23 protein-coding genes are annotated in these 22,399 nt (G+C 66.8%); 10 read left to right on the forward strand and 13 right to left on the reverse strand.

Annotated elements, in window-relative coordinates:
- Nucleotides 1–28: 28 nt before the first annotated feature.
- A complete protein-coding gene (locus CCZ36_RS17745; RefSeq protein WP_128818088.1) occupies nt 29–2,596 on the reverse strand; it encodes an MFS transporter in 2,568 nt (855 codons plus the stop codon).
- Between the two features lie 31 nt (nt 2,597–2,627).
- A complete protein-coding gene (locus CCZ36_RS17750) occupies nt 2,628–3,140 on the reverse strand; it encodes a MarR family winged helix-turn-helix transcriptional regulator (protein ID WP_069737694.1) in 513 nt (170 codons plus the stop codon).
- A 349-nt stretch (nt 3,141–3,489) separates the two neighbouring features.
- On the opposite strand from CCZ36_RS17750, the gene CCZ36_RS17755 reads away from it, so the two are divergent.
- The gene (locus tag CCZ36_RS17755; protein WP_069737693.1) at nt 3,490–3,705 is read left to right on the forward strand and encodes a hypothetical protein; all 216 of its coding nucleotides are present in this window, start codon (nt 3,490–3,492) and stop codon (nt 3,703–3,705) included.
- Between the two features lie 89 nt (nt 3,706–3,794).
- A complete protein-coding gene (locus tag CCZ36_RS17760; RefSeq protein WP_128818089.1) occupies nt 3,795–4,412 on the forward strand; it encodes a hypothetical protein in 618 nt (205 codons plus the stop codon).
- Nucleotides 4,413–4,623: 211 nt separating this feature from the next.
- Here the strand turns inward: CCZ36_RS17760 and CCZ36_RS17765 are convergent, their stop codons facing one another.
- The 6 genes from CCZ36_RS17765 to CCZ36_RS17785 form a co-directional block, all read right to left on the reverse strand.
- Complete coding sequence (locus CCZ36_RS17765; protein ID WP_030579030.1) at nt 4,624–5,490, reverse strand: RNA polymerase sigma factor SigF; 867 nt, start codon at nt 5,488–5,490, stop codon at nt 4,624–4,626.
- A gap of 234 nt (nt 5,491–5,724) precedes the next feature.
- Complete coding sequence (locus CCZ36_RS17770) at nt 5,725–6,606, reverse strand: RNA polymerase sigma factor SigF (RefSeq protein ID WP_128818090.1); 882 nt, start codon at nt 6,604–6,606, stop codon at nt 5,725–5,727.
- Nucleotides 6,607–6,806: 200 nt separating this feature from the next.
- The gene (locus tag CCZ36_RS17775) at nt 6,807–7,100 is read right to left on the reverse strand and encodes a Dabb family protein (protein ID WP_006126122.1); all 294 of its coding nucleotides are present in this window, start codon (nt 7,098–7,100) and stop codon (nt 6,807–6,809) included.
- A 10-nt stretch (nt 7,101–7,110) separates the two neighbouring features.
- A complete protein-coding gene (locus CCZ36_RS34795) occupies nt 7,111–7,275 on the reverse strand; it encodes a hypothetical protein (RefSeq protein WP_164873519.1) in 165 nt (54 codons plus the stop codon).
- A gap of 346 nt (nt 7,276–7,621) precedes the next feature.
- A complete protein-coding gene (locus CCZ36_RS17780; RefSeq protein ID WP_069737691.1) occupies nt 7,622–8,179 on the reverse strand; it encodes a Uma2 family endonuclease in 558 nt (185 codons plus the stop codon).
- Between the two features lie 321 nt (nt 8,180–8,500).
- Entirely contained in the window at nt 8,501–9,565 is a 1,065-nt protein-coding gene (locus CCZ36_RS17785) for a MarR family transcriptional regulator (protein WP_237302685.1), read from the reverse strand.
- 654 nt (nt 9,566–10,219) lie between these two features.
- On the opposite strand from CCZ36_RS17785, the gene CCZ36_RS36425 reads away from it, so the two are divergent.
- Nucleotides 10,220–10,348: a hypothetical protein gene (locus CCZ36_RS36425; protein ID WP_257791370.1), complete on the forward strand. Its 129-nt coding sequence runs from the start codon at nt 10,220–10,222 to the stop codon at nt 10,346–10,348.
- A gap of 337 nt (nt 10,349–10,685) precedes the next feature.
- Here the strand turns inward: CCZ36_RS36425 and CCZ36_RS36700 are convergent, their stop codons facing one another.
- The 3 genes from CCZ36_RS36700 to CCZ36_RS17805 form a co-directional block, all read right to left on the reverse strand.
- Nucleotides 10,686–11,447: a DUF6009 family protein gene (locus CCZ36_RS36700; RefSeq protein WP_335755805.1), complete on the reverse strand. Its 762-nt coding sequence runs from the start codon at nt 11,445–11,447 to the stop codon at nt 10,686–10,688.
- 223 nt (nt 11,448–11,670) lie between these two features.
- Nucleotides 11,671–12,594 (reverse strand): hypothetical protein, encoded by a 924-nt coding sequence (locus CCZ36_RS17800; RefSeq protein WP_128818092.1) that lies wholly within the window; start codon nt 12,592–12,594, stop codon nt 11,671–11,673.
- Between the two features lie 569 nt (nt 12,595–13,163).
- On the reverse strand, nt 13,164–16,160 hold the full coding sequence (locus CCZ36_RS17805) for an NACHT domain-containing protein (protein ID WP_128818093.1): 2,997 nt from the start codon (nt 16,158–16,160) through the stop codon (nt 13,164–13,166).
- Nucleotides 16,161–16,600: 440 nt separating this feature from the next.
- Here CCZ36_RS17805 and CCZ36_RS17810 point away from each other — a divergent pair, with 440 nt between their 5' ends.
- Entirely contained in the window at nt 16,601–16,957 is a 357-nt protein-coding gene (locus CCZ36_RS17810) for a GntR family transcriptional regulator (protein ID WP_335755846.1), read from the forward strand.
- Nucleotides 16,957–17,526, forward strand: a complete 570-nt coding sequence (locus CCZ36_RS17815) for an HD domain-containing protein (RefSeq protein WP_206515740.1) — start codon at nt 16,957–16,959, stop codon at nt 17,524–17,526. The genes CCZ36_RS17810 and CCZ36_RS17815 overlap by 1 nt, the downstream gene beginning before the upstream one ends.
- Here CCZ36_RS17815 and CCZ36_RS17820 read toward each other — a convergent pair.
- Together CCZ36_RS17820 and CCZ36_RS17825 are read right to left on the reverse strand one after the other, a co-directional pair.
- Nucleotides 17,514–17,987: an NUDIX domain-containing protein gene (locus tag CCZ36_RS17820; protein ID WP_128818095.1), complete on the reverse strand. Its 474-nt coding sequence runs from the start codon at nt 17,985–17,987 to the stop codon at nt 17,514–17,516. The genes CCZ36_RS17815 and CCZ36_RS17820 overlap by 13 nt on opposite strands.
- Before the next feature lie 2 nt (nt 17,988–17,989).
- Entirely contained in the window at nt 17,990–18,748 is a 759-nt protein-coding gene (locus tag CCZ36_RS17825) for a helix-turn-helix domain-containing protein (RefSeq protein WP_128818096.1), read from the reverse strand.
- A 550-nt stretch (nt 18,749–19,298) separates the two neighbouring features.
- On the opposite strand from CCZ36_RS17825, the gene CCZ36_RS17830 reads away from it, so the two are divergent.
- From CCZ36_RS17830 to CCZ36_RS17850, 5 genes are all read left to right on the forward strand, one after another.
- A complete protein-coding gene (locus CCZ36_RS17830; RefSeq protein WP_237302686.1) occupies nt 19,299–19,997 on the forward strand; it encodes a DUF4097 family beta strand repeat-containing protein in 699 nt (232 codons plus the stop codon).
- A 129-nt stretch (nt 19,998–20,126) separates the two neighbouring features.
- Entirely contained in the window at nt 20,127–20,444 is a 318-nt protein-coding gene (locus CCZ36_RS17835; protein ID WP_128818097.1) for a hypothetical protein, read from the forward strand.
- On the forward strand, nt 20,441–21,112 hold the full coding sequence (locus tag CCZ36_RS17840; protein WP_206515741.1) for a GGDEF domain-containing protein: 672 nt from the start codon (nt 20,441–20,443) through the stop codon (nt 21,110–21,112). The genes CCZ36_RS17835 and CCZ36_RS17840 overlap by 4 nt, the downstream gene beginning before the upstream one ends.
- Nucleotides 21,109–22,005: a DUF2637 domain-containing protein gene (locus tag CCZ36_RS17845; RefSeq protein ID WP_128818098.1), complete on the forward strand. Its 897-nt coding sequence runs from the start codon at nt 21,109–21,111 to the stop codon at nt 22,003–22,005. The genes CCZ36_RS17840 and CCZ36_RS17845 overlap by 4 nt, the downstream gene beginning before the upstream one ends.
- The gene (locus tag CCZ36_RS17850; RefSeq protein WP_128818099.1) at nt 22,005–22,394 is read left to right on the forward strand and encodes an RRQRL motif-containing zinc-binding protein; all 390 of its coding nucleotides are present in this window, start codon (nt 22,005–22,007) and stop codon (nt 22,392–22,394) included. The genes CCZ36_RS17845 and CCZ36_RS17850 overlap by 1 nt, the downstream gene beginning before the upstream one ends.
- Nucleotides 22,395–22,399 lie beyond the last annotated feature (5 nt).

The raw sequence follows: 22,399 nt of genomic DNA on the forward strand, positions 1-22,399 counted from the left end.
CGTGCGTACGTGAGCACGTGAGGGGCCGTCACTCGCCCGGGTGGGCGAGCTCGATGTCGTGGCCGTCGACTCCCGTACCGCTGACGGTGAGGGAGCCCGCCACCGGCGGGTAGCCGGTCGCGATGACCGAGTACTCGCCCGCGTCCAGGTCGGTGAAGGCGTACGCCCCGTCCTCGCCGGTCGTCGCGGTGGCGACCACGTTGCCCGCCGCGTCGATCAGGGTGACCCGGGCGTCGGCCAGCGGGCCCCGGGCGGACCCGGCCCGCACGACGCCCCGGACCAGCGCACCGGACCGCAGCGCGGCCTCGACGCGGGTGACGCCCTGGCCGCCGATCTCCACGGGCAGTGCCAGCGGACGGAAACCGGCCGCGTTGACCGCGACGGTCACAGAGCCCGGGATCAGCTCGCCGAAGGCGAACTCACCGGCCGGGCCGGACGCGCCGGTGGCCAGTACGTCGCCCCGGACGTCGGTCACGATGACCATCGCGCCGTCGACGGGTGCGCCGGACTCGGCGGCCCTGACGGTTCCGGCCAGTCCGCTCGTACCGGACAGCAGGATGTCGAAGGCCAGCGGTTCCTCGCCCACGACCACCGTGGACGCCTGCGGCTGGAAACCGTCGGCGGAGGCGATCAGGACGTAGCTGCCTGAGCCGGGGGCGTCCAGGGTGTAGCCGCCGTCGGACCGGGCCACGGAGCGGCCGAGCTGCCGGCCGCCCAGCGAGATCAGGGTGACGGCCGCGCGGGCGACCGGGGCGCCCTCCGCACCGCGCACCACACCGTGGACGGGGGTGCCCTGGACGATGTCCTGAGGGGCTTCCGCCGTGTCGACCGAGGTGACCCCGGCCGCGCCCTCGGAGACCGGACCGGCCGCGCCGACGGCGGCGGGCACGGGGACCTCGGCGGTCTCGACGGCGGCCGGAGCCGGAGCCGAAGTCGCAGCCTGAGCCGATGCCGGGTCCGACGCCTGATCAGACGTCTCGGTGGGGGCGTCGTTCGCCGCGCTGGTCTTCAGGGCGACCTCCTTGATGAAGATCGTCACGATGAAGGCGACGAGCGCGGCCGGAGCGGCGTACAGGAAGACGTCGCCGACGCCGTGCCCGTACGCGGCCTCCATGACCAGCCGGAACGGCTCGGGCAGCTTGTCCAGGTCGGGGATGCCCCCGCCGCCGGTGCCGCCGTGGCCGAGCTTGGCGCCCTCGGGGCCGAGCGCGGCGAGGCCGTCCTCGACGTAGTGCGTGACCCGGTTGCCGAGGACCGCGCCCAGCGCCGAGACACCGATCGCACCGCCGAGGGAGCGGAAGAAGGTGACGACGGAGCTGGCGGAACCGAGGTCCGCGGGAGCGACCTGGTTCTGCGTGGCGAGGACCAGGTTCTGCATCATCATGCCGATGCCGAGGCCCATGACGAACATGAACACCGCGACGTGCCAGTACGGGGTGTCGTACCGGATCGTGCCCAGCAGCCCGAGCCCGGCCGTGACCAGGAAACCGCCGGTGACCAGCCACGCCTTCCACCGCCCGGTCTTGGTGATGACCTGGCCGGAGATCGTCGAGGAGAGGAAGAGCCCCGCGATCATCGGGATGGTCATGACGCCGGACATCGTCGGCGACTTGCCGCGCGCCAGCTGGAAGTACTGGCTGAAGAAGACGGTGCCGGCGAACATCGCGATGCCGACGAACAGCGAGGCGATCGAGGCCAGCGTGATGGTGCGGTTACGGAAGAGGCGCAGCGGGATGATGGGTTCCTTGGCCCGCGACTCGATGAACACGAAGATCAGGCAGAGCAGGACCGAGCCCGCGACCATGACGTACGTCTGCCACGACAGCCAGTCGTACTTGTCGCCCGCGAAGGTCACCCAGACCAGCAGCAGGGAGACGGCGGCGCTGATGAAGAACGCGCCGGCCCAGTCGACCTTGACGCCCTCGCGCTTCACGACGGGGAGCTTCAGGGTCTTCTGGAGCACGATCAGCGCGATGATCGCGAAGGGCACGCCGACGTAGAAGCACCAGCGCCAGCCCATCCAGCTGGTGTCGGTGATGACGCCGCCGAGCAGCGGGCCGCCGACGGTGGCGACGGCGAAGACCGCGCCCAGGTAGCCGCTGTAGCGGCCGCGCTCGCGCGGGGCGATCATCGCGGCCATCACGATCTGCGCCAGGGCGGAGAGACCGCCGACGCCGATGCCCTGGACGACGCGGCAGGCGATGAGCATGCCGCTGCTGGTGGACAGACCGGCGACGACCGAGCCCAGGACGTAGATGACCAGGGCTATCTGGACCAGCAGCTTCTTGCTGAAGAGGTCGGCGAGCTTGCCCCAGAGCGGGGTGGTGGCGGTCATGGCCAGCAGCGAGGCCGTCACGACCCAGGTGTAGGCGCTCTGGCCGCCGCCGAGGTCGGAGATGATCTCGGGCAGGGCGTTGGAGACGACCGTCGACGACAGGATCGCGACGAACATGCCGAGCAGCAGCCCGGCCAGCGCCTCCATGATCTGCCGGTGTGTCATCGGCGTGCCGTCGGAGACGCCGGAGGCGTTGCCGCCGCCGTGCCCTCCGTGCTTGGCGTGGCCGCCCCGCACACCGGTGGGTGTGGTCGTAGCCATTGAGTTCCTTATCCGTGCGTATTTGCTTCTGTTACACAGGTGTACGGGCGTGAGCCTCGTCGCCGAGGCCGGTCCTGCACTCGCCGGTGTGACGTCCGGGGACGCAGCCACCGGATCCGCGACAGGCGAAGCTGTCGCGCAGCCGGGACAGCAGCGCGATGAGCCGGCCGACGTCGTCGTCGGACCAGTCCTGCAGGTTGTGGGCGAACACCTCGGTGGTCCGCCGGGTCAGTTCGTCCAGCTGTGCGTGCCCGCCGGGGGTCAGCCGCAGGATGCGGGACCGCTTGTCCGCCGGGTCCGCGGACCGTTCGATCCAGCCGCGGTCAGCCACATGGGCCACGTGGCGACTGGTCACCGACATGTCCACGGACAGCAGCTCGGCGAGCCGGCTGATCCGCATCTCGCCGTGCCGGTCCAGGAGGGTCAGTACGGCGGCGGATCCCGCGGGGCACTCGGGGGGCAGCGCGCGGGCGAGCCCCCTCTTGACGGCCCCGACGGCGCTGAGCTGTCGGGCCAGTTCCTCGTAACTACTCCGTGCGGCCACGGGAACCCCCAGCACGCTCACGACTATGTTGTTGCTTAGGGCAACGATAGAAGCTGTTGGTTGCTACAGGCAAACGAAAATGGCCTTGCAGAAGTAAAGGAACGCAAAAGCCTCCGTAGGGTCGAGGTCAAGCGCGTGCGCCCCCGGCCCGCCACTGGCCCGCCTCCGGTCTGCTGCCGCTCTGCCGCCGGCCTCCCGCCCTGTCATCCGCCCCGTCGTCCGTCCGTGGACTGCGCGTCGTCCCTGCGATTTTCGGACGATCTTCAGGTGCGCCGCCGCAGGTAGGGCGGGGTGTCCGGGTGCCCCCGGGGGTTGGGTCGGGGGCCCGAGTTCGCTAGGGTCCTGCCCCATGGCACACAACCCCCACGCCCCTCAGCCGGGCCCCGAGGGCAACCACGACCCGGCGGGCAGCACGCAGATGTTCCGCGCCTTCGTCGACGAGGGCGAGCCGCAGCGCCGGCAGCAGCCCGCGGCGACCTCGTCCGGGCCGAGGGCCGGGGTGATCGCGGCCGTGATCGCGGTCGTCGTCGTCCTCGGCGCGGTGGCCTGGCTCGCACTGAGCTGACGAGCGGCCGTACGACGGTGCTGCCGAGCGGCGGCACCGTCGGCGCGCTGACACGACACACGCCGCGGGGTCACACCCCCCCCCACGCCGTGGGGGCCACTCCCCCCGCCGCACGCCGTGGGGGAGCCCCGGCCGGCCTCGGCGTCGACTGGACGACCATCACCTCGTCCCAGCCCCTGCCCGCCCCGATCGGCGCGGTCACCTTCTCGCACAACCGCTTGTCCGCCGCCGCGCGCTGCGGGGCGCTCAGCGTGAGCGCGGCCGGGGTGGCCGGCGGAGCGGGAGGTTTCGGGCTGCCGGGCGCGCCGGGGCTGCCGGGGCCGGGAGGCGACGGGGTGCCGGGGCTGTCGCCCGGCGGGGACCCGGTTCCGCCGCCGCTGCCGCCCGACTTCGAGGGCGCGGAGGGGTCTGCGGGCTGGGAGGGGGTCTTCTCCGGCCCGCCGGACGAACCGGCCGCCCGACGCCCGCTCGGAGCCCCGCCGGGCCCCTCCTGGGTTTTGTCGGACCCGCCGGGGTACCCGGGGAACCGGCTCGGAGACGTACCGGGGCTCGGCGACGTACCACCGCCACCACGCCCCCTGTCCCCAGCGCCCCCACTTCCGCTCCCGCTCTCGCTCCCGTCCAGGGGCGTGAGCGTCACGTCGCCCGAGGGCGATCCGTCCGGGGGAGCCTTCGAGCTTCCGGCGGCCGCGCCCACGGCCGTGTAACCGTCGCCCGGCCCGCTGCCGCAGCCGGACAGCAGACCGGCGCCAGGCAGAGCGCGGCCGCCGAGGCGGCGATGGCGGTGCCTCGGCGGCCGGTGGAGCCGCATGTCTGACGTCGCATCGCGTCAGCGCATCTGACGCACCGTCACATAAGAACCCCGGTGAACCGGTTCTTCCGTTCTCGGGCTCCCGGTTCTCCTCTTTCGCCGGCTCCTCAGTCGGCGATGAGCCCTTCCCTGAGCTGGGCGAGTGTGCGGGTCAGCAGCCGGGAGACGTGCATCTGGGAGATGCCGACCTCCTCGCCGATCTGCGACTGGGTCATGTTCGCGAAGAAGCGGAGCATGATGATCTGGCGCTCGCGCGGGGCGAGTTTGGCCAGCAGCGGCTTGAGCGACTCGCGGTATTCGACGCCCTCCAGCGCCGTGTCCTCGTACCCGAGGCGGTCGGCGAGCGAGCCCTCGCCGCCGTCGTCCTCGGGGGAGGGGGAGTCGAGCGAGGAGGCGGTGTAGGCGTTGCCGACGGCGAGACCGTCGACCACGTCCTCCTCGGAGACTCCGAGCGCGCGGGCCAGCTCCGGGACGGTGGGCGAGCGGTCGAGCTTCTGGGCGAGCTCGTCGCTGGTCTTGGTCAGGGCGAGCCGCAGCTCCTGGAGGCGGCGGGGGACCCGCACGGACCAGGAGGTGTCGCGGAAGAAGCGCTTGATCTCGCCGACGACGGTGGGCATGGCGAACGTCGGGAACTCGACGCCGCGTTCGCAGTCGAACCGGTCGATCGCCTTGATCAGGCCGATCGTGCCGACCTGGACGATGTCCTCCATCGGTTCGTTGCGGCTGCGGAACCGCGCCGCGGCGTACCGCACCAGCGGGAGGTTCAGTTCGATCAGTGTGTCCCGCACATAGGTCCGCTCCGGACTGTCCGTTCCCTCGGGGCCCGAGGCCGGGCCGAGCGCGGCGAGCCGCAGGAACAGGGAGCGGGACAGCGTGCGGGTGTCGATGGCTTCCGGTGAGCTGGTGAGCACGGCGGGTGCCGGCACGCTCTTCGTGAGCGTGAGCACCTTCGAGCTGCCCTGTTCTTCGGACATGCCACCCCCTTGAGGTCGCGGACGGTCGCGGTGGCCGCGACCATCGGAGGAACGCAGCCTCCACCTGAATACCGGAGGCGGGGCTGCGGCAAACGCGCTTCGAGCAGAATGTCACATGTCGGCAACACGCTGTAGTGACATGTCGACAAGTCAGCGACGAATCCGCCCTGGAAACAGGGGGTGTAGCCCTTTTATGCCGTCAGAACTGCTCTGTGGACGGTCTACCCGTTCCGGTTACGCCTCGATCCTGTTTGCGGATCTCAGTCGGGCGAAACTTCTGGCGAGGAGCCTTGACACATGCATCTGGGAGACGCCCAGTTCCGCGCTGATCTGAGACTGGGTCAAGTTGCTGTAGTAGCGCAGCAGGAGGATGCGCTGTTCGCGCTCGGGAAGCTGGACGAGGAGGTGCCGGACGAGGTCGCGGTGCTCGACACCGGCGAGCGCCGGGTCTTCGTAGCCGAGCCGGTCCAGCAGTCCCGGCAGCCCGTCGCCCTCCTGGGCGGCCTCCAGTGAGGTGGCGTGGTACGAGCGCCCCGCTTCGATGCAGGCCAGCACCTCGTCCTCGGAGATCTTCAGCCGCTCGGCGATCTCGGCGGTGGTCGGGGACCGGCCGTGAGCGGTCGTCAGGTCCTCGGTGGCGCCGGTGACCTGGACCCAGAGTTCGTGCAGCCGGCGGGGGACATGGACCGTGCGCACGTTGTCGCGAAAGTAACGTTTGATCTCGCCGACGACGGTGGGCATCGCGAACGTGGGGAACTGGACGCCGCGCTCGGGGTCGAACCGGTCGATGGCGTTGATCAGCCCGATGGTGCCGACCTGGACGACGTCCTCCATCGGCTCGTTGCGGCTGCGGAAGCGCGCGGCGGCGTACCGCACCAGCGGCAGGTTCGCCTCGATGAGGGCGGCCCGGACCCGGCGGTGTTCCGGAGTGCCCGGATCCAGGTTCTTGAGCTGGCCGAAGAGGACCTGCGTGAGCGCTCTGGTGTCGGCGCCGCGAGCCCTGGCGGGCCGCGCCGAGGAGTCCGGGGTCTCGGTCTGGATGTCGTCCTCGGCCTGGACGGTCGGGACGGCTTGGACGGCCTGGGGAGGCACTTGAGGCGCTGTACTGGCCGGCACGGTGACGCCACCCCTTTGCGGTCAACTACGGTCAACTCATCCGTCAAAAGCGGTCATAGCATCACAAGACATGTCCACTGTGTGCAAGCACCGCATAGTGCCGTGTTGACGGCATAAGGGTTTAAACGCAACAGAGAAACCCCCCGCCTGGACGGCGAGGGGCCGACGGAACCGGGACGGGCCGGTCTCCGCGAGTGAGATCAGAAGGGGTAGTCCGCGATCACCCAAGTGGCGAATTCGCGCCACTGTCCGGCGGCGGCCTGGTGGGCCGGGTGCTCGATGTACCGCTTGAGGGCGTCCTCGTCGGCGACGGCGGAGTTGATGGCGTAGTCGTACGCGATCGGCCGGTCGGTGATGTTCCAGGCGCACTCCCAGAACTCCAGCTCCGGAACCTGTCCGGCCAGCTCCCTGAAGGCCCGGTCCCCGGCGACGACCCGCGGGTCGTCCCGCTCGACGCCGTCGTTCAGCTTGAAGAGGACCAGGTGGCGGATCATCGCGAGGCTCCTACTTCACCAGTTCTGACATGAATTCACCCACGCTGCGGGCTGCGGTGGAGACGCCTTCGAACCCTACCCCTACCAGCTCGGCGGACCGCCTGGGATCGGTGATGATCGTGTACAGCACGAAGACCACCAGCATGTAGATGATGATCGTCTTTGCCTTGGCCACAACCATGCCTCCCCGTCGACCTGACGTGTGATTCTATCCGCACGAATGGCCGTATCCAGTGGTTGTTTTTGATCACTGATGCGCCTTTTAAGGACCTACGACCCAGCCATCGAGGTCTTTCGCCGGGCCTCGGGAGCCTCGCCGCCCGGCACGATGGAAAGCGAGCCCGACGGGACCAGGCAGGACCCGGAAGGCCGGAACAGGGCCTCTCTGTGGGGTCGGCCGCCGCGCGATTCCCCCCCTGACCGCGACGGACGACCAGCAGGCCCTGTTCCCACCGGGGGAAGCGGCTTGTCCCCCCGATGCCGCTTCCCCCGACCTGACCTTCCCGGCAGACACGCGCCGGTCAGGCGAGCCCGCTCGTGTCGATGTCGAGTTCGAACGGCGCCGGAAGACGCACGGCGGCCCCGAACGGGTAGGGTCCGTCCACGCGGGTATATCCCAGTTTTCCCGGCTCCGAGAACAACGTCACGCAGTGGTCGATGCGGTCCACGAGCAGATACAGCGGTGCCCCGTACTCGGCGTACCTGCGCCGCTTGACGATCCGGTCCGTCTCCGCGTTCGACTCGGACGTCACTTCCACGATCAGCAGTGTCTGGTCGGGGAGAAGCGCGCTGCCTCCCTTCGCCAGTTCCTCCGGTACGACAGCGATATCGGGGATGTACCAGTTCGACGAGCCGGGCAGATCCAGATTCCCGGACCCTTCGACGCAGCCGAGTTCGTCCACCCGCTTCTCGATCTGACGGCGTACGAGCTTCGCGGCGCGCTCGTGGTCCCACGTCGGTGACACCGGTTCGATGATCCCCTCGATGATCTGTACGCGATCCCCACGGATCCGCTGCACGGCGAACTTCAGGGCGCGCTCGGCGTCGATGCCTTGGCTGTAGTCCGGTGCGCTGGTCATGACACCCTGCTTCCCTCTGTGGGCCCCGCACCCGCGGGGGCGTTCCTGGTTTATCTGACCAGATAACCCGAGCGCCCCCGGCGGTCCCCGCGCCGCGCCTACGGGGGTGTTCCCGGCGTTTGTGAGACAGCGCGGCAGTACCCCTCATGCTCCCCGCCTCGACAGTGATTCTGCCTTTGGTGGCGGTACTGCACGGCTTCCTCGTAAGAGAGACATCCGTCATCGTCACGAATCGGCCAGGAGTGTTGGTCTTGCCGGGGTAGTTTCGCTCGGCAATTCCGCCAACCGGACAGTGGTGGGCGGGGCATCTGGGCCGGGACCTCAGACGGGTTTGAGGAGGTTGCGGAGGTTGGCCATGTGGGCTTTGACGGCGGCGATCTGGGTGGGGTCGGGGGGTGTGGTGTTGTCGTGGGCGGTGTGGGTTTGGTGGCAGGGGTGGCAGAGGCCGTCGGGGAGGGCTTCGGGCTGTCCGGGGCGGCCGCAGTCGGTGCATTCGACGAGGAGGCGGCGGGTGGGGGTGGGGGCGTCGGGTGGGGTGCTTGTGGTGGTCGGCAGGTGTGGGGGCAGTTTGTCGGTGAGGCGGCGGCGGAGGAGTCCCACGGGGGAGTCGACCTGTGCGGGGAGTCCTGCGGTGAGGGTGCTGGTGAGGTAGTCGGTGGTGACGCCTCGGTCGAGCCATTGCGCTGCGAGGGGTTCGAGGGCGGTGCAGTCGTGGGCGGAGAGGGCCAGGCGGTGGTCGTCGCGGCCGAGGCGGGCGAGGGCGAGGTAGGCGGGGGTGGGGGCGGCTTCCCGGGTCGGCTGCGCGGGCGGCGCGGACTCGGCGGCCGGGGCCTGGTGCGGGGTGCGTTGGGGCGGTACGGGGGCGGGGGCCGGGGGCTGCTCGGCAGACGGCGGGGCCTCCGGCCGCGTGGGCAGCGCTTCCTCGGCCGGGGCCCACGGGGGTGGTGGGGCCGTGGTGGCAACGGGCGCTGCGGTCTGGGCGGCGGTTTCGGTGGCGAGGTAGGTGGTCCACCACTCGTTGTCGCGGGCGGTGCGGGACCAGAAGGTCCGGAAGACCCAGCGGGTTTCGTCGCCCGCGCCGACAGGGCACCGTACGCGCCGCAGGTGCCCGGCGACGGAGAGGGCGTTGAGGGCGGTGGAGATGGCCTGCTGCCCGTAGAGCGGGAGCTGCTTGGCCAGTTGCTTCACGCTCATCGCGGCACCGTCGGGGAGGTGGTCGACGAATCCGGCGACGTACCGCTCACGGGTCGGCAGCAAGGCGAAGTTGTCACGCGTTCGCGGCTGTTGGTCGGGCGCGGAGCGTTTGCCGTAACCGGGCTTGGCCATCGGGTACGCGGGCGAGACTGCGGGGACAGGCAGGCCGGAGCTAAAGTGCTGGGTAGCCACGGGATCGTCCTTCTAGGTGCTGGATCTTGTGGTGAGACCCCGGCCTGGTGCTTCCAACACCGCGTCGGGGTCGTTCAGTTCTCGCACCGTAAGCGGCCGTCACGCTGCGCCGCAAGCTGTCACGATTAGTCATACCGGCTGGCCGTGACGGGGTGGGGAGGGAGGGAAGGTTTTCCCAACCACCCTCTTCTACCCCCAGGTTAAAGAAGGCGCTCGTGTCACGGGTCTCGCATCTCGATGCCCGAATCCCGGGCCCCTAGCTTCGGGCCGGAGTCCCATTCACGTACCCCCGGAAGAGTGACCCGACCGACCCCGAAGCCCGAGTCCAGTGGCTCGGAGCCCGAGCTTCGGGGGACAGCGGTCCCGCCCCGGACCCTGCTCAGGATCCGTCCCACAGGCCCAGACGCTTGAGCCTGCGCTGCCGGAGTCGTTCCGCGACTGCGGTGAGACCGAAGACCACGTGCATGGACAACCCGGCCGCCGCAGCGAACAGGAAGGTCAGGCCTGCGAGGCCCCAGGGGCCGCCGGCAGCAGGATTGATACGGTCCGCTGCCGTGAGCGGGGCAGTTCGGTCACCGCGGCTTGCTGGGCGGTCAGGGGCCTGAGGTACGCCGTGAGCACGTTCCTCCGCCATCGCCCTCTGCTGTCAGGCTGATGGCCATCGGCTTCGGCTCCCGGCAGTGGGGGACCCTGGCCGGCAGCGTGCTCATGGTGACGGGCGTCCTCGTGATCGCGATGAGCCAGCGCTCGGCCGGTCGTCGGCAGCGTCGTACCGCGCAGTGATCAGGGCAGTCCCAGGTGGCGGCTGTCCTGCCCGAGCGGCTCCGACAGGCGGCAAAGCGAAGGGCCCGGCTCACTGAGTCGGGCCCTTCGTCCACAAGCGGTAGCGGTGGGATTTGAACCCACGGTGACGGGTTACGCCACACTCGCTTTCGAGGTCTGTTCATGCTGCTCAGAGCGTGATCCGAGTCCGTACGAACCCGTTCACAGCCGTCTGCCCACGCTGCGCGCGGACACCTCCGGCCGCCCCTGAACGGGACTGAATGAGACGGAAACTGAGACGGCCCGGTGCCCGCGTCCGCCAGTAGGCAGGAGGGCGGCCGCGCTGAGCGTGACGGCGCTACTTCTGTTCGCGGGGCACTTCGGCAGCTGCGGGGGATGGCGTCTCCGTAAGCGAGACTCGCTTAGCGATGGCCGCAGCGATCGCCTCCGTCAGTTCTTCAGAGTTCCCCCAGAGCCAACGAGAGAAGGCTTCCTCAGCAGCCGCGCCGAGTGTCTCGGGGACGCTCACATCGCGGAAGCGTAGCCAGTCGGCAAAGGCTTCCTTGACGCCCTGCTCTACGGCAGCCGGCGCCTCGGGCGAACTTGCCTCTGCCGCCACCCGTGAGGGGCGAGCACTCTGTGATTGCTTCGCGGCGGCTCGCTCCTTGGGGGGAGGGGCGTCTAGAGGTCCACCCCATGCCCGCTCTGTTAGCTCCCCACAGACCCGTGGGGCCACCGTTCGAGGGTCGACCGCTTCCGATGGTGCGCCGGAGCTATAAGCCCCGTCAGGTTGTTCGGATCGATCGTGCTCCTTCACCCAGAACACGCGCCGCGTGAACATGCCCGGCCCATCGCGGTCACTAGGCGCGTTGGACTTGAGAAGTGCGTAGCCGACTCGGCGTCCTGCCTGGCCACGCCATGAGACGGGACGCCGCCGAGTGCCGACACCGTCGACTAAGGTCTCGCGGACGTAGTCGAATGAGCTGACGTCCTCTGTCCATACGATCTCGTCCTCGTGCTTGATGTCCTCAGGTCGACTTCGCACGCTCCGCCCCTCCCACAGGTCTTTGAAAACGCAGCCTCCCCAGGCCGGCTCCGCTTCAACCAGACAGCCGGACACCTGAGAGACCCACTCGCGAGTTCAGTGCCCCGAGCCCGGCCCGTCTGTCTGGGCTTCTACCTGTTCCATCCCTCACGCTTTCCAACTGTGCGAGTACCTGTTCACCAGAGTCCGTGTGCGGTCGTTTGGCAGCTCAGCGAGGGTCGGCGTACGACGATGAACCACTGCAGGCACGAGCGAACTGGACAAAGAACAGGACAACGAGCACCGGCAGCCTGAACCTCTACTGGACGATGTTGTTTCGGTGCCAGGCGAAGTACGGGGCCCGGTGTTCGCTGTACCCACCGACCGAGTTGCCCGCGAGCTGGGCGGCGGCTTCCTTGAGCGCGGGATGCTCCCCAACCTTGTCGCTGACAGCTACGTGGCCGGTGTCGGTGACGTAGATGTAGCCGTGCTCGAAGAGTTCGTCGCAGCCCAGGAGGCAGGCAGGCATGATGTTCGACATCTGGAGGCGCTCTTCACGACTGGCCTGGCTGCGGCGCTTGATGTGAGCGGCTCGGATGAAGCGGACCGGGAAGTCACGTCCGCACAGGGCACAGGTGAAGGTGTCAGCGCCGCTCAGCATCCTCTTGCGTAGCTTGCTCTGCTCACGGCGAACCAGGACTTCAACCAGCGCGCTGTCGGTGCCGGAATGTGTCACGGTCTCGGGTCCGTTGGGGAGCTGCGGCTGCTGCGCACCTTCGTCTGCGGTCGGCAACTCGGTGACGAACTGAGCGAGTGCGGCGGTGCCGGGATAGACGAGTGCCGAGCCCTGCTTGTTGGCGGACAGCCGGAGTGCTTCGGCGGCCTGATCCCCGAGGACCAGGCCGGTGACATTGGCTTCATCCGCGAGAATGTCGATGCCGATGCGCTCGGGGTAGGTGTCGTCGGGCCAGACCTCCGTGGTGTCCTGGAAGTACGGCTGGGTGATCTGGGTGACGATGACGCGCTTCAGAGTGGCGTTCGCCCAGCCGCCGGCCGGGACGCGGGCCTGCGGGCCGATGTGGGCGAGGACGAGGTAGTCGCCCGCCTCAAGGCTCTGAACGTCGGGACGGCCGGTTGCCCGGTCGAGGGTCGGGCTCTTCCACCCCCAGAGTCCACGGTTGAGGCCGATCTCGAGGTTCTTCTTCGAGGGCGCGGGGACGTAGATGTACGCGGTCTTCGACATGCTGCTCCTGCACTCGGCCTCCTCGATGGGAGGGTTCAGTGGCGGTCGGCGCTTCTGGTCCGGTCTCCGGCACGTGCCGGCGGAGAGGAAGTTCCGTCCATAGCCCGGTAGTCGGGTTGGCTGTGATCGTACATGGCCCGTGAGCGCTGGGAACTGAGATGGGGCAGTTGCCGTTATCTCGCAAAGCATCCTGCGCTTGGACTCGCGGCCGCCCGCAGCACGACGGGTTTCAAGACCGGGCAGCGAAGCCAACTGACACCGCACCGACCTGCGCTTATTTCCGATGTGGCTCTCCAGGCTTATGGCCTGGCCCATATATGGCCCACGCCAGGCGACGCGGCTGGTCCTCGGCACTACATCACCAACACGCTTTCCAGCTCTGCATGGCCGAGTACGTCCTGGTTCGTAGTCGTTCATTCGCCAGGCCACGAGCAGCCATGCCGGGAGGGTGAACGACCGTGTACGGCTACGAACGAGACTACGGATGAGACTGTGCGGAGAGGTAGAAGCGCCAATCCCGATTGCCAGCTCTGGTAGAACATGTGCCGTTCAGCTTTGGCGTCCTACTCCTAGATGGGCGCATCGTCTGAGGCCTTCTCAGGATCGGAGCCGAGGCTTGAGGACCGAGCTGTGTCGATGTCACCTTTGATCCACCGGGTGATGAACTCGGAGACATCTGGGCTGAAGTTGAGCCCGCGCAAAGTAGCGAGGGCGCTCGGACGCTCTTCGGGGTGTACTCGCGCTCTAGCCCACTTGAGAACGACCCGCCTCATCCTTCCGCCGGTGCGAGTAGGCGCAGAGATCCGGTTACTTTGCTGACGACGAACGACGCCCGGTCGGGCCATAACTAGTTCTGCGATCGGGAGGAACATCAGAATAGACCCCTCCTTCAGTCGACCGGACTTTCCAGCGACTGGGCCGTCACAGACCCGGAGTAGCGGCATCAGAATGTGATCTGGCAGCTCGGTACCGCTTACCCAGGGGCACGGAGCTGCAGGAAGCAGCTCCGCCAGGGCCCTGACACATTCGTCAGACGCGGCAAGTCCAAAGAAGTCCGTAGGATCAATAAAACCGTTACCCTCGTTGAACGAGGCGTGAAGCAGGAATGCGGGAATCGCCGCGGCCCAGTAGGAGGTGTGGAAGGCCCACAGTTGAGATGTTCCAAACCTTTCAAATAGGGCAGCCATTGAGACGTCGCCACTTACGGCGCCCAGTCGGGCCGCCCAAAATGCTGATTCATAGTGTTGGGATATTAGTGGTGCCAAATCTCCTCGGAGATTACTCTTTACTTCGGCCCATACCTCCATGCTGCTAGCTGATAGCGGGCTGGCGTAGGCGATCTTATAACTAGCAAGCTCATGGAAGAAGAGCGCCATAAGAAGTGCTTTATCATTTTCTGGATCCCTTGCCACAGAAAGCCGTAGCACTTCCTTTAGATTCTTGGAAACCAACTCGAGATTCTCTGGGCTGCATTCCATCAGTAAGGCGATAGGTTCAAAGTTGAAGGCCGAATCGCTGATGGAATCCAAGGACAGGAAGACGGCTTGCTCGCAGATATTCTGAATGATTTTCGGGCGCGGTACCATGAATCCCAGCGACCGTGCCGCAAACGAAGTTAGATTGATCTTCTGGCTAAGGGAGTCGGTGTCCTGGATTGCAGATAGAACGAGGTCAAGAAAGTCGTCCCCGCCGTCATCGACGTTCTGACTCAAAATCTGCAGGGAAAGCTGTGCAACAACCTCCCATTCCTGGGAAGAAATGCGCCCATGGAGTACGTCGAACAGCTTCTCTGGCGTGTAATGCTTACGTACTAGCTGGGTGGCGGTAAAATACTCTAGGAATGTTCTATGGGTGAACGCGTAAAGGTTCTGCTGTGTGTCCGATCCCATGTCGGTGAGCACCCAAGCTCGCCCCGTGCAAAAATCTACAAACTGGTTTGCGGCATCCTCTGCCACCGCCTCGTCATCGAAGCGCTTTTCAACGAGGAACTCGGTCATAAACGCCACGAGACGCGCACGCGTGAGCCCATTCTGGGCCTTGGGGTCAGAGTACATGCGGAGTGCGAGCGCGTTGAGGGCCTGTCGCACATGGGCGTTAAAAGGCAATGGAATACTAATCCCTCTTTGCTTGTCCCACCTTTCGAAGAGAAGTTGTGCGCATTTCTGGTAGAGGTCCGGACGATTAGATGGAATGTAGTGCTCGCTGGCGTAGATCCCGCACATCAAAGAAAGCATGAGCGGATTCTTGCGCAGATCGGCCACAAACTGGCTTTCGCGCACAAAAGCGGCAGCGAGTTCAGCCCGCCGTTTTCTCTCTACCGACTGATCAAGAGAGAACCATTTTTCTGCGTACGTAGCTACCTGACTGTCGCTGAGTTCTGCCAGCGTGACTGCTGTAAAAAGGCTGTCGTCAAGCGGTGCTTCGTTGTACCCTACGCGTCTTGAGGTGACGAGTACGGGCACGGAGGGGTAGCGGTAGACGAAGGATTCGACAAATTCCGTTACCTTCCGACGCAGAGATGTGTCGGTGAGTTCGTCGAGGCCGTCGAAAATTACCAACGCTCGCCCACTACTGAGAAGATACTCAATGGCACCCTCGGGTGGTTCCACATTGTAAGGGTTGCGGCAGATTGATTCTAGAAATGTGACCATTGAGTCTTTGCTCGCCCTAAAAGCCTCAACATAATCACGGAGGACGAACAGTAGTGGGATTCGCGCTGTAGATGCAGGAAAAGAGGATCGAGCGATATCGTATGCAAGTTTGAGTGAAAGTGTCGACTTTCCCCCTCCTGGATCACCCAGAATTACCACTCGGTGGTTATTTGCGATTACCTCGTCGAGATCGCTTACATGGGCATTATGTGATTCGTTCTTCTTTGTGGCGCTCCTTAGCTTAGGTTCAACGAAGAGTTTGCTGTATGGGACCTTTCGGGTTGTTCCGGCATGTGGAAGTCGCATAGTGGAGTGAAGGTTCTTGATCTGATCGGCTAGCTGAACCTCAAAGTCGTGGTAGCTGACGAGGCTATCAAGAGTTGACAGCTGGTCTGCAGATTTCGCGTCGGCTGCGGCATAACAGGCCGCAATCTTCAGCATCGAGGCGCGCGATTCGGGGCTGAAGGTATCTGAAGCCTTGACTGTCTCTACATGAGAAATGACTTTTTCAAGCAGAGCATTCCAAATTGCCTGGGCGACCTCGGCTGTGATGTCTGCGTCTAGGACGCGAAGTGTCACGAGTTGACGAAGCCGCTCTAGAGTGGAGTCAAGTTCCTTTTTCTCGTTCTTTGCTCCTGCATTAGCATAAACTTGTGTAGCGACAGAAAGAGCAATCGACTGAAAGTCGGGAGATTCTAGCAACTCGGCGATCTGCTTTGCAGACTCCGGAGTGAGGTGGGGGCAGAGTGCGTCATAGGTGATCCCTGCCAGCGCTTGGCGCGTCTTGCGGTTCTTCCAACGCGTTGCCACTCCCGCCATAGGGGCGGCCGCCAGTTTCGCCGCTGCGCCGCCGGCCGCACGACCAGCAGCCGGTCCGCATGCGCCTGCCAGTACAACGCCCAGTCCGGTCAGCACCTGATGCCTCCAAGCTGTCAGTCCGCAAGTAAGCGGATTTGGCGGCACGTTAGCAGGCCAGTGGGGTCAGCGGAGGGAACATCATGGACATCCAGCCCGTCGTGGCTAGACGATGCGTTGGGGGACGAGCAGGTGCCTCTTCTCCCGCGCCCCCCTTCGGCGGATGACTGGGAGGCCAGGCCAGTGCTTCAGCTGGGCAAGGCGGCCAGTGTCGAGTCAGTTGAAGTTCGAGCTGTCGTCGGAAGGATCGTCTGTAAGGATCTGGGGCACCACACCAGAATGGTCCACGTGGCAGGCTTGATGGATGGCGACGTAGGAGGGGTTTGATGGTGCCGCGGCAGGCTAACCCACGGGGGACCTACCTGAAGATTGCCGATGTTCTCCGGGAACGGATTGAGGCAGATGAGGAGATGACCGAGCTGCCGTCCGCTGTAGAGGTGATGCGGGATCATGGAGTGTCTCGAGGTGTCGCCCTGCGGGTCTTCGCGGTCTTGCAGAGGGAAGGAGTGGCTGAGCCAGTGCCTGGAGGCCGATGGAGGGCCGTCAGACAGGGACAAGCGGATCTTCGTCGGCCACTGGCTGAGCGTCTAGCTGAGGTCATCACAGATGAAGACCTTTCGGTCGGGGCACCCTTTCCGAGTACCACTGAGCTCAGCACTCGGTTCAGGGTCTCGCGACCAACGGTGAGCAAGGCGCTCGACAAGCTGGAATCTGCCGGCCTGCTGTCGGAGGCTCGGCAAGGCAAGCAGCGCACTGTTCGGGCGCTGCCGAAGCGAACGGAGTCTCCAGAATCTTGATGGCCACAGGATTGACCGAGTGGGCGTACCCCCTTGCGGAGAAGCTGCTTGCCGAGCCGTTGCCGCGTCGATGGGCGCATTGCCAGGGTGTGGCTGAGCGAGCCCGCGCCCTTGCCCCTATCCTTGGGGATGATGCCGAACTGCTCGAGGCCGCAGCCGTTCTGCATGACATCGGGTACGCGCCGGACCTGGCTAAGACCGGCTTTCACCCGCTGGACGGCGCCCGGTACCTCCGGGACCTCGCGCACGCGGACGAGCGCATTGTGCGCCTGGTCGCTCACCACTCCTGCGCGTGGATGGAAGCCGAGGCGCGCGGGATGCGCGACGAGCTGGAGGCCGAGTTCCCGCGCGAGCACCCAGACCTTGCCGACGCGCTCTGCTACTGCGACATGAACACCACGCCAGACGGAACCTCGACGAACCCCGTGGACCGGGTGAACGAGATCACCGGCCGGTATGGGCTAGACAGCCTCATCGGTACGTTCATCCGTCGGGCGGAACCGGAGATCCTCGCCTGCACGGCGCGGGTCGTGCTGCGGCTCGCAGACGTCAAGCGTCAGCCGATGTAGGGCGCCGACCGTGCCTCGTCTATGGCGTGCTCGATTCGGAGGCGCATGGTCGAGTGGATGTCGTACGTGGGCAGGTCCGCTGGAGAAACCCAGCGGACCTGAGTCGTTTCATCGCTCGCTCGGACGTCACCACCGACGGGGCGAGCGCGGAAGCAGATGCTGAACTGCTGCCGTGCTTCTCCGTCGTCGTAGAGCATCACGTGCCCGGGGTCGGTGTAGATCCCAGAGATGTCTATGACTTCGGCCTTGATACCGGTCTCTTCCCAGACCTCGCGGACAACCGTGTCACTGATGGACTCACCGACGTCGTGGCCGCCACCGGGCAGCGCCCAACGGCCGTTGTCTGAGCGCTGAATGAGTAGGACGGCGCCTTCGTCGTTCCGCACGAACGCCACGACGGACGGCACCACCGAGTTGGCCGGCGGGGCGTCTGGGTCGTGAAGGTAGTCGATGCGTCCCATGTTCAGGCTCCCACCATGTCGTCGTCGGTGACCGGGCGTGCGCTGCCCCAGGTCTGTTCGATGCTATGGGCGTAGGTGTCGAAGAGCCCGCCGCCCGGCAGTCGGCGCAGGTGCAGGACAGGGGCCATGTAGGCACCGATTCCGTAGACGTGCGTGTTCACGAGCATCTCGTCGTCGGATCGGAAGAGCGAGTTGTAGAGCGTGGCGTCATGGAGCCGGAAGCCGATGTCTGGGTGGCTCGTGAAGAGCGGCTGGTAGTTCACCAGGGCATTGCGGATCTTGCCGTCCATGATGCGGTGCCCCTCGTCTATGCCGCGCTGCCGCACCGCGTCGCAGCCGGGGTCTCCCAACATGATCCGCACCTGCGCGTTGCCCTCAACCTTGGCTTTCAGTAGGCCGTGGAAGAGAGGGTCCTCCGAGAGCCAGAGTCCGGAGTAGACCAGGACGTCGAGGTGGGTGCGGGCCCGTGCGTACAGCTCCCGCCATAGCCCGTTCGGGACCATGTGGCGGTGCGGGTAGACCGTGACGATCTCCGCCTTGCTCAAGTCGGTAGCGCTGTCGACAGCCCTGCCATCGTCCCACAGAGTCGTGATGTCCACGGCGAGCACAGAGGCCGTCGCGTACTGGTGCCGGCGGTACGGCACCTTCCCCTGTGTGATCCAGCGCTCAACCGTCTTGGCGTTCACGTCGATGGCTTCGGCCAGGTCGCGGACGGTCATGCCCTGAGCGAGCAGGGCCGAACGTAAGCGCTCGTTGGTCATCTCTACCCCCGGTGGGACGTCTTGGGACTTCTCGACGGTAGCCAGATCGACCCAAGGTGTCCACGGAAGGGGTAACCAACGCCCCTGAGCTGCACCGATGCTGATGGTGCGCCAGGAAGTCCCGGCGCAAAGTCCAGAGGTCCCGCCGATGGGCTTGACGGTGATTAATGCAGTACCTGTAATAGAGGTACTGCATCTCCTCGAAGAGGGATCGCGGTGAACTGCTCTACCTGCGCCCGGAGGGCCCCGTGAAACGGGTTCGAAGGAAGCGCCTGTTCCTTGACAACTGAATGGGGATCACGCCGCTTCTCCTCGGCCAAGTAGGCGGCCACGCGGGTCTCCGCGTGCTGTACAGCGCAACCCCTTCCTGTTCGCAGCGCCTCATGCTGCGCCGGTTGCCTCCCCTGCCCGTCCGGCCGTTTCGGCTGTACGGGCAGGGCCGAGGGGAGCCGGAAGTTACGGGTTCCACCCCGGGGCGGGTCGTCTCTCACCACAGGACCACGACCGCCCTGGACTCCTCCTTCCCTTCGCTCGCATAGGAGCTCCAGCAATGACTGTTCGTACCTTCGTTTCCGAATCGGTCGGCCCCGTCGTTCTCGGGCTGGGCCTTCCGGCGGGCAGCGTCCACGTGGATGTGGTCGACGGCCTGTCCCGTGCCGAGGTCAGGCTCTGGACCGCTGACAGTTCGGGCCCGGCCGCCGACGCGGTCCACGCGGCGCGCTTCACCGAGAGGGGCCAGACCATCGCGGTCGAGGTCCCCGAGATGCCCGGCAGCGTGATGACGCAGAGCGTCCGAGGCAACCGGATCACGCAGACCATCGGCACCGTTCACGGGTCGGTCACCGGAGCAGTCATCATCAACGGCCGCGTAGTGAGCGGCGGTTCCGGTGGCATGGCCACGGTCAGCCCGATCGAGGCCCGGATTTCCCTGCCGGACCGCTCTTCGCTCGCCGTGGTCTCCACCTCCGCCGACGCGGTCGTTGACGGTGAGGTGGACCGGATGGAGTTCCGCTCCACCTCCGGCAGCCTGCGGGCCTCGGGAGCCCGGACCGTGTTCGCCTCCACCACCTCCGGCGACGTGGCCTTGCGGCGCGTCGAGGAGCGGATCACCGCTCACTCGGTCTCCGGCGATCTGGCCATCGACCTCTACGGCGGCCAGCAAGCGGAGCTGAGCACCACGTCCGGTGACGTACAGAGGTGCGCCTCACTCATCGCCTCCGGCCCCCTGCGCCACCAGCGTCTCCGGTGACGTACATGTCAGCGGCGACGTCCGTACCCGCTGAACTCCTCGCTCCACCTTCTGCCGGGGCGGTCGCCTCTCACCACAAGATCGCGACCGCCTCGGCTCTCCGTCCCTTCGCCTCTCAGGAGATCCACCATGCGTTCGTACATCGGCACCCACCAGGTGCTCAGCCCCGCCGAGTTCGAGGAACTGGCCCTGGGATTCGATGAGTTGCCCGGCGGCCTGGACCGTGACCTGTTCCGGGGCCCGCTTACCCACGAGTCCCCCGAGGAGCGCGCGGCCCGTCTGGACGTGGCCCGCGAGGTCATCAAGGAGCTGGCCGCCGAGGGGGAGGGCGGCGACGAGATCGCCGCGTGGGACGCGCTCTACGCCGACGTGCTGACCCGCACCGTCCCCTTCCTGCGCGCCGCCCAGTCCGCCGGCCGTTTCTCTGGGGCGGGGGAAGCGGCATGAGTCACGCCCTGACCGCGCTGTCGGCCGCTCTGCCGCTCGCCTCCGGGTGGGCCGTGCACGGCCTGCGGATGCACCGCCGGTTCGAGAACGCCCGCCGCGACCCGCTGTCGAACCTGTGGACGCGGGACGCGTTCGAGGAGCAGGCCTCACGCCTCCTCACTCGACACCCGCACGTCGCCGTGGTCCTGGTGGACCTGGACGGCTTCAAGGCGGTCAACGACACCCACGGCCACGCGGCGGGAGACGCCGTGATCCGGGCCACCGGGGCGAGTTTCGCTGACGCGCTCAGCGGCCACCGGCGCTCGGTTGCGGGGCGGATTGGGGGCGATGAGTTCGCTGCCGCTGTCGCCCTGCCCGACCCGGCCGCCCTGCCGTGGCTGCTGGGAGGTCTCCACGGCGAGATCACCGCACCCCTCCACCACGACGGACGCAACCTCAACGTCGGTGCCTCCATCGGTGCCGCGCTCTCCAGCGACGCCCCCGAGGGGCCTGCCCGGGAGCTGTCAGCGCTGCTGCGCCGGGCGGATGAGCGGATGTACCGGACCAAGCAGGAAGGCGGGGGTTGGAGCATCGCTCCGGCGCCCGGTTCGGCCCCCGAGCTGCGGACGGTCAACGGCCGCCGCGAGGGCCGCTCCGGCACCACCAGCGGGACGGGGGCAGCAGCATGAACCGCTCCGCCAAAGGGCTGCTGGTCGCCGCTCTGGTCGCCGTGGTCGGCATGGCCTTCCGCGTCTCGTGGAACGCACAGCACGACGTGGCCCGCACGGTCGGAGCCGACGACACCGCAGCCTTCCTCTACCCATTCGTGGTGGACGGCCTGATGGCCCTGGCCCTCGTCGCCACCCTCGTCCTCACCGGCAAGGACCGCACCTTCGCCCTGCGGGTGCTGGCCGGATACACCGCCGCGTCTCTCGTCCTCAACTACGTGCACGGCCTGGTGCCCGCACTACGAGGCGGCGAGGCCCGGATGCAGTTGGCCGACTGGGCTCCCGCCAACTGGGCCCTCGTCCTGCTGGCGACCTCTCTTCCGGTCGGGGCCATCTTCTTCGGCTCCGACCTCGTCGCCAAGGTCCTGCACCACCGAACCACCCCCACCGCAGATCAGGACGAAACCGATCAGTCGCCAACAAATCGGTTGGGTTCTGACCTGCAAGAGTCGGCCCCCGAGCCCCCTCCCGCCGTGGCCGAGTCACCGGCCCCCGAGTCGGCTGACCCGGCCCCGGTGGTCGCCTCGGAGCCGGTGGGCGGACCGGTCGCGGAAGTCGAGCCGGTGAAGTCGGCTGAACCGGTCGTGTTGCGGCCGGTGGCGGCTGTCGAGTCGGGTCCGCGCCGGGCGACCGGTCGGGTACCGCAGGCGGCCCGTACGCCCCGGCCGACCCGCACCCCGGATGAGCTGCTGGCCGAGGCGCGGTTGGCAACGGCCGACTGGCCCGACGAGAAGCTGACGGCCGAAGCGATCCGCAAGGTGGTCCGTACCTCGTCGGCCAACGGCCGCCTCTTGCGGGACGCGCTGAAGGCTGAGCGGGCCGAACGGGCGGTGTCTGAGGCACAGGCCGCCTGATGGGCAGCCACCGCTTCTACGACCCGACCGGTTCCCGCTACGGGGTGCCCACGTTCCCGTGGCGCATGGCCCCGGACGGCTATGCCACGCGCCGCCAGCTCAGGGCCGTGGGGCTCCGGCCCGGTGGGCAGGACATCGCCGCACAGGTCCTGTGGCACTCGCGCCGCTACTGGGCCAAGGGCACCAGCCCCGTCCGCGTCGCCTACCTCTACCGGATCGACTTGGCCAAGACGGTCCGGCCGATGACGCCGGCCAAGTGGGCGGCCCTCGCCAAGGCGAACACCGCACGGCAGGTCTGCCCCGAGTGCCGCACCGATGCCGGATACCGCATCCCCACCTCGCTCGGCATGTGCGTGACCTGCGCGGACTCCCCGCAGCTCGCCGCCTGACCCGA

Origin of the sequence: Streptomyces sp. S063 (assembly GCF_002832675.1) — a bacterium.
Lineage (GTDB): Bacteria > Actinomycetota > Actinomycetes > Streptomycetales > Streptomycetaceae > Streptomyces > Streptomyces sindenensis.

Excerpts from the sequence above, each read along its gene's own strand:
- CCZ36_RS17745 (WP_128818088.1), bottom strand. The coding sequence starts at position 2,596 with ATGGCTACGACCACACCCACCGGTGTGCGGGGCGGCCACGCCAAGCAC.
- CCZ36_RS17755 (WP_069737693.1), top strand. The coding sequence starts at position 3,490 with ATGGCACACAACCCCCACGCCCCTCAGCCGGGCCCCGAGGGCAACCAC.
- CCZ36_RS17765 (WP_030579030.1), bottom strand. The coding sequence starts at position 5,490 with ATGTCCGAAGAACAGGGCAGCTCGAAGGTGCTCACGCTCACGAAGAGC.
- CCZ36_RS17775 (WP_006126122.1), bottom strand. The coding sequence starts at position 7,100 with ATGATCCGCCACCTGGTCCTCTTCAAGCTGAACGACGGCGTCGAGCGG.
- CCZ36_RS17780 (WP_069737691.1), bottom strand. The coding sequence starts at position 8,179 with ATGACCAGCGCACCGGACTACAGCCAAGGCATCGACGCCGAGCGCGCC.
- CCZ36_RS36425 (WP_257791370.1), top strand. The coding sequence starts at position 10,220 with ATGGCCATCGGCTTCGGCTCCCGGCAGTGGGGGACCCTGGCCGGCAGC.
- CCZ36_RS17800 (WP_128818092.1), bottom strand. The coding sequence starts at position 12,594 with ATGTCGAAGACCGCGTACATCTACGTCCCCGCGCCCTCGAAGAAGAAC.
- CCZ36_RS17810 (WP_335755846.1), top strand. The coding sequence starts at position 16,601 with ATGCGGGATCATGGAGTGTCTCGAGGTGTCGCCCTGCGGGTCTTCGCG.
- CCZ36_RS17815 (WP_206515740.1), top strand. The coding sequence starts at position 16,957 with ATGGCCACAGGATTGACCGAGTGGGCGTACCCCCTTGCGGAGAAGCTG.
- CCZ36_RS17820 (WP_128818095.1), bottom strand. The coding sequence starts at position 17,987 with ATGGGACGCATCGACTACCTTCACGACCCAGACGCCCCGCCGGCCAAC.
- CCZ36_RS17825 (WP_128818096.1), bottom strand. The coding sequence starts at position 18,748 with ATGACCAACGAGCGCTTACGTTCGGCCCTGCTCGCTCAGGGCATGACC.
- CCZ36_RS17830 (WP_237302686.1), top strand. The coding sequence starts at position 19,299 with ATGACTGTTCGTACCTTCGTTTCCGAATCGGTCGGCCCCGTCGTTCTC.
- CCZ36_RS17835 (WP_128818097.1), top strand. The coding sequence starts at position 20,127 with ATGCGTTCGTACATCGGCACCCACCAGGTGCTCAGCCCCGCCGAGTTC.
- CCZ36_RS17840 (WP_206515741.1), top strand. The coding sequence starts at position 20,441 with ATGAGTCACGCCCTGACCGCGCTGTCGGCCGCTCTGCCGCTCGCCTCC.
- CCZ36_RS17845 (WP_128818098.1), top strand. The coding sequence starts at position 21,109 with ATGAACCGCTCCGCCAAAGGGCTGCTGGTCGCCGCTCTGGTCGCCGTG.
- CCZ36_RS17850 (WP_128818099.1), top strand. The coding sequence starts at position 22,005 with ATGGGCAGCCACCGCTTCTACGACCCGACCGGTTCCCGCTACGGGGTG.